Raw genomic sequence first — 6132 nt, forward strand, 5'->3', positions numbered from 1 at the left:
TCATATTAAATTATTTTGGCTTTTTCGAACTTAAAGTAGATTTTGTCAAACAGAAAAGCAATTGCATAAAACAGTTTAATTTGGGCGTGCCCTGTCCTGTCCGTAGCGCCCCCGCTACGGACACCATCAATAAGGGCACATACTGAAAGTTCGGGATTGCAAATCCCGAACAGCGGTGGGATTACCACACGCGACTTGGGAGCATGTACAAAACCCAAAATTTATGGTAGTCGAGTTAGTGACGGAAATTTTTTAGGTTTTCCCTTTTAATAGCGCGCTAATAAAATTGCCGTCCTTAAATTTTAGAATTCTTGGAATTTGGTCTCTTGGGTCTTGTATTTTACGTTCTAAGTGCGCAGGTCAAAACTACGACAGACCGTGGAACAACGTGTCACATGCTCGTATGCGACAGAAAGGGAGCAGTATATGTTAGAGGATTATTTTTCAAAACAAAAATTATGGCAGATTTAGTCGATAACAATTTTCTATACTTTTAATTCTTATAACATCACCTGAACTATTGACATATTTCCTTAAGTTTTTTTTGCAAATCCACTGTGGAAACCTTTTCTTTTAGCTTACAAAATGTAAAAAATTGCCCGGGGTAACCACTTCAAAAGTTGCATTTGGATAAGTTTCTGTAAATAATTTAGGTGCTTTCACTTTTTTCTCTCTCCACTTGAATTCGAAACCATAAAGATTACCATCCCTTTCCTCAATCCAGTCTATTTCTTTTCCATTATAAATACGCCAGAAATAATAATTCATTGGTATCATTTTATATGCATTACGCTTTTTCCTTTCAACTGCCAGGAAGTTTTCCCATAACTGTCCGGCATCATTTCTCGTTTCTATTCGGTTGAAATTGGAGATCAACGCATTTCTAATACCAATATCATAGAAATAATATTTTTTCATTTTTGTCACTTCTTTTCTGAGGTTTTTTGAAAATCCCTGCAAGCTGAATATGACAAATGATTTTTCCAGTAATTGAAGGTAGCGACTAACTGTTTTGTTATCAATTTTTAAAGTGTTAGACAATTCAAGAGTAGAGACTTCACTTCCGGTTTGATAAGCCAGCAATCTGAGCAAGTCTAAAATGCTTTGTGCTCTTTTAATTTTCTGAAATTCCATTATATCTTTAATCAGATAAGCATTCATAATTTCAGTTATCCGCTGTTGCTTTTTTTCAAAAGTATTATAAGTAACGACTTCCGGATATGAGCCATAAACAAGGTAGTCTCCAACATTTTGCTCAATTTCATATTCTGTATGATGATGGAGTAACTCCAAAATGGATACCGGGAATAAGTTAAGCTGGTTTTTTCTCCCTGTTAATGGTTCTTCCGTTTCATTTGCAAGATCAAAAGATGATGAACCGGTTGCAATCACGTAAATACCGGGAATGTGGTCAACAACAAGTTTGAGTGCCTGCCCAATAAGGTTGATTTTTTGCGCCTCATCTATAACAAGCAATTCAGTATTTCCAATCATCTTTTTTATCAGGTTAAGATCGCACTTACTGAAATCATTTGAAAATACAAGATCGTCTCCCGTAAAGAACTTATATTGCAGAGAGGTTTTTTTTAGAAATGCATTTACTAAGGTTGTTTTACCTACCTGTCTTGGCCCGTAGATTATCAATACCTTGTTTTTTTCAAGATTATCCTGAATTTGAATTGCTCTGTTTAACATTTGTAGGAGTTCTGTTCCTATAAAAACACTAAACTATAGGAATTAAGTTCCTATAATTATCATTTATCCTAAAAAGAACCGTCCGCATCAAAATAGAACACCAGGTTTTTACGCTTATTTTGATTTATAATGCCTTTTATTTTATCGATTATTGTCATTATATATAATGTAGCTTTTTATTTTCTTCAAAACAAAACCTTCCAGCTACCTCCCTTTGTAGGGCCTGTCCGTTCAATTCTTTTTTTCTTTTTTAATTTATCGATGTGGTACCTACCCCTCTTCTTGAAAGTCCTGTTTTGTCTTGAAGTTCTTTTACTGTTATTTTAGGATCGGTTTCCATGGCATTGAGAATGATTTCCACAGTTTTCCCCGAACTTTTCCCCGAACTTTTTCCCGAACTTTTTCCCGAACTTATAGGTCTGCTAAGGCATATTGTAAACATGCCATCGGTGTGAAATTCCGGTTCAGCGAGGCCTGATTCTTTCATTAAGTCTTTCATGCGGCCAATACCTGAACCTGCCTGTCCCACCATACTTATACGCACAAAAAGGCCAAAAATTAAAGGGTTTCTACTGTGACTCTTTTTCTGTCCTGTCCTTTAGCGCCCCCGCTACGGACACCATCAATAAGGCAAATACTGAAAGTTCGGGATTGCAAATCCCGAACAGCGGCTGCTAACTTTTAAAGTTATCTCATTAACACAAAAACGATAACTGCCTCCAAACTTTTTTGGAACCTGGCATTTATCCTTTATTCCTTCACACAACGCACCGAAAGGCCAATACTCAGTTCTATTTTTAGCATATCTATCCGGTCATGAGCAGACATTACTAAAGCATCGGCAGTATCCGGAAATCCTTCAGCAGCACTCCAATAATAGCCGGAATCGCTGAAGAATGCAAAACTCCCATCATCGCAGCGGAAACCGGCAGGCAAGCCGGAAAAACCACTTTCATTTGTATGTAAATGACCCTTTTCCCAGAATTCAATACTTTTCAAAGAACCACCGGATGTACTCCCGTATAATGAAATGAGATTCAGGTAGTCTGTGTCATTCGGAATGCGCCAGCCCTCCGGTGCCAGGCCTCTCGGATCGGTGACCGCATAGCCGTTATACAATTTACCGTATTGTTTTGTGGCTTTTGGAAAATTAAGCGGATAACACCAGGCCGGCTCTTTGTTTTCTACCGCTTTTGCCCATGCTTCATCAGATGCTGCATGCGGAATCAGATCGCCATTTCTGAACCTGTCAACATTTAAGTTTCTGTCCATCCAAATCTTGCCACCCACATCTATTTCTTTATATTCATCAGGGTCTAAATGTCTTATTTTTGCGGGAGATAAGCTGTAGTCTAAATCCCGCTTTCTGATCGGCTTGATAAATGATTTATTTGAGATAACCGTATTCCCCACTTCAATCGAATCCATGTGATTAAACATCATGGCTTTATGCGCATCATCCAGTACACAGTTGGCATGTCTGAAATACCATTTATACAAAACCAGCCAGTCAACCTCCCATACCAGGCGGCTCACATCATAATTTACAAAGTAGATGGCAAAATCATCTGACCTTTTCGCTTCCTCATCATAATGCAGGTTTCTCAATTGAAGTAAAGTGATATAGTGATGCCGTTGAGCATCCTCAAAGTTCATCCATACAGAATACAATTCGTCATCATAGCAGGTGTCAAAATATTCATCACCGGTTAAATCAAAATCAACACGAAATTGATCAACACCTCCAAAATACTTTTGCCTGATGACCTCTTTAGGAAAAATATAACGAATACCGGGTATGGTAAAAATGGGCATAGTTGTGCGGTTTTTTGTTTAAAAAAGGGTGATTGCCGGTGAAAAGAAAGTACAATAGGTAGGGAAAAAAAATGAATTTTTAAAATATCTTTTCAATTTGTAAGTATATGGTTTAATTTGGGCGTGTTCCGTTCGGGCTGTCTTGTCCGTAGTGAGGGCACTAAAGGTGAGAGTCGATATAAAACTTCTGTTCTTTTAACAATTTACTGCCCACTTTTTTCTTTGACATTTCCCACTTTTTAAATTGGGTTACCTATTAAAAAGTGGATACCTCGTTCCGTAATTTTATATTGTTGATTTGGATGATTTGCTTGCTCAAGTGTGTATTCAATTAAGACATTATCCTTTAGAGGCTTTACATAATCATCTCTATAACGTTCTTTACTTTTGTATCCTAAATTTTTTGCCAAATCTTCCAAGCCTATGGGCTGTATTGTCCATAATAAAGTACTCAATAAAACCTTTGCTCGTTTCTTAAGGAGATCCCTACTTTTTTCTTCCCAACTCCCTACTTTTTTTAAATTATCAAGAGAAGCCTTATCATTTATCAAGAATCTAACTTTATCAAGCTCCCTACTTTTTTTCTCCCAACCCCCCACTAAAAAAATGGCGAGTTCGTTTAAATCATTCATCATTTCTAAATCCAGATTAATCGGAAAGTCTTTCAAACTATTTATTCGTTCAATCCCCAATTCTTTTTCGGTTTGTTGAGTTAAATGAAGATAAAGAACAAAGCGATCTCCCAACTTAGTTGAAACCATCGGGATTATGCTTTTAAAGGGTTCATCTTCAATAAAAATGGGTGAAGCCCCTCCGGAATATATTTTTACAAACTTATTCATGTTTTTTATACCTGACCCAATCTCATCTGCCCATGTTAGGACGTTGAAAAATGCACGAATATTAGGGTTTTTAGGTTCGGCTTCAAAAGTTTCTAAATTCAAATGACCTCTAAACCTGGTTCTGTTTGGATTGGTCGCTTCAACCTTATCTTTAAAAATGATAATCTCAGTTGGTGCGGCATTGTTGTATTCTCTATGTACAACAACATTGGCAATCAACTCACGGAAAATTAATTCTCTTAAATCTTTTCTTCCTTCAGAATCTTGATAAAATTTTTCAGGCCATTTTTGTTTTATAAACTCTAAGGCTTTGAGGTAAGAATCCAATAGATTGGTTTTTAAAACCAGCCGGTCATCCCACCTATCCATATTCTCACGCCTTACAAGTAAATCAATTTTGTAAGCAGGCAAAATATTTCCAATCACTTCATTGGTTCCAAAAACCAATGCAGCAGCCAAAGTCAAGCCCTCTTGGCCAGTGGTAAAATCTCTTCTTAAAAAGCGAGCATCTCTTAAAATTCGTTTATTTGAATAACCTGACTCTAACCAAGGGTGATTACTATTTACCAGAGCAATACGTGACTTTACTTTGTCAAAAAGCGTACTATCCAAATCTTGAATCTTTAGACTGGAAAAGATTTGATTTTCGGTAAAAACATTACGCTTCCTCGCATACATCTCAGCAATTCGATTTTCATCTGTAACTCTAAAATCACTATCATTTTCACGGTCATAAACAACACCTGCATGCTTATGCACAAAAGAACTTACAGGAACTCTGATGTATAATATTTTTTGTCCTTGAGTACTTGCCTCATTTACTGCCAATGGAAAAGGAGGATTCAATACATCAATATTGTTAAGTGCTGTTACGATATCCTGCTTAAGGCTCATTAAGTTTTGATTATCTAACCCCAAAACATTGCCATCATCATCAACTCCCAATAAAATGATACCACCATCTCTATTTAAGAAAGAAGTAACCGTATCATAAACAGATGAGGGTACACCATTTTGAGCTTCTTTAAACTCAATGCGAATGCCTTCTCCGTGTTTTAATATTTTATGTAATTCTTCTTTATTCAATTTATTTTACTTCAAAATTTCATAACATTAGCCCTGCCTTTGCTTGCTTCCAGCGACTAAATCAGATGAACAGCCTCCGGCTATAAAATAATTTACGCATTGAAATTAATAAAATTTCAAAATTTTTTAAAGGAATTCCGATATGCATACGCTGCAAGATGCATAAAGAAACGCAGGTTTGCAGGATGTACTGTCTAAAAATTCGAGATCACAATTTGTTACCTCAAGAGAGGGCATTAAGGACAGGTTGGGCTTACTTACCATAGTTAAAACGCTAACTAAGATACCATACCTTTTGGCGATTAACTGGGTACCAAATGAAGCAGCACTTATTGCCAACTGACTTCAGATAGTTCCGGGCTGCGACCTCGCCCCACACCGTCATCGCGAACTTCAAGAGCAAAGCCATGCGGGCATGCTTGAAGTGAAGTGATCTGCTGGTAGAAGGTTTCCCCGCTCATCCCTGCCTGTCATGCTGACGTTAGGAAGCATCTCCTGATAACAGGGAAACGCTGAGCTATTGCTCAGCGTGATAACCAAGCGTTAGGATGGTTGCCCATCCCCTACCTGGTCTTAGCGTCTCGCTAAGACCATCATTTAATCGAGCGTCTCGCTCATTTTTCACCAACCAATACAGAGTGTCCTGTCCTTTAGCGCCCCCGCTACGGACACCATCAATAAGGCAAATACTGAA

4 protein-coding genes are annotated in these 6132 nt (G+C 37.5%); all 4 read right to left on the minus strand.

Annotated features, from left to right (window positions below):
* Nucleotides 1–573: 573 nt before the first annotated feature.
* Nucleotides 574–1695: an ATP-binding protein gene (locus EA412_00755; protein TVR83642.1), complete on the minus strand. Its 1122-nt coding sequence runs from the start codon at nt 1693–1695 to the stop codon at nt 574–576.
* A gap of 250 nt (nt 1696–1945) precedes the next feature.
* A complete protein-coding gene (locus tag EA412_00760) occupies nt 1946–2254 on the minus strand; it encodes a hypothetical protein (protein TVR83643.1) in 309 nt (102 codons plus the stop codon).
* A gap of 191 nt (nt 2255–2445) precedes the next feature.
* The gene (locus tag EA412_00765) at nt 2446–3510 is read right to left on the minus strand and encodes a hypothetical protein (protein TVR83644.1); all 1065 of its coding nucleotides are present in this window, start codon (nt 3508–3510) and stop codon (nt 2446–2448) included.
* A gap of 239 nt (nt 3511–3749) precedes the next feature.
* Complete coding sequence (locus EA412_00770) at nt 3750–5438, minus strand: AAA family ATPase (GenBank protein ID TVR83645.1); 1689 nt, start codon at nt 5436–5438, stop codon at nt 3750–3752.
* Between the last annotated feature and the right edge of the window lie 694 nt (nt 5439–6132).

The sequence above is a fragment of the Chitinophagaceae bacterium genome (assembly GCA_007695095.1).
GTDB lineage: Bacteria > Bacteroidota > Bacteroidia > Chitinophagales > REEL01 > REEL01.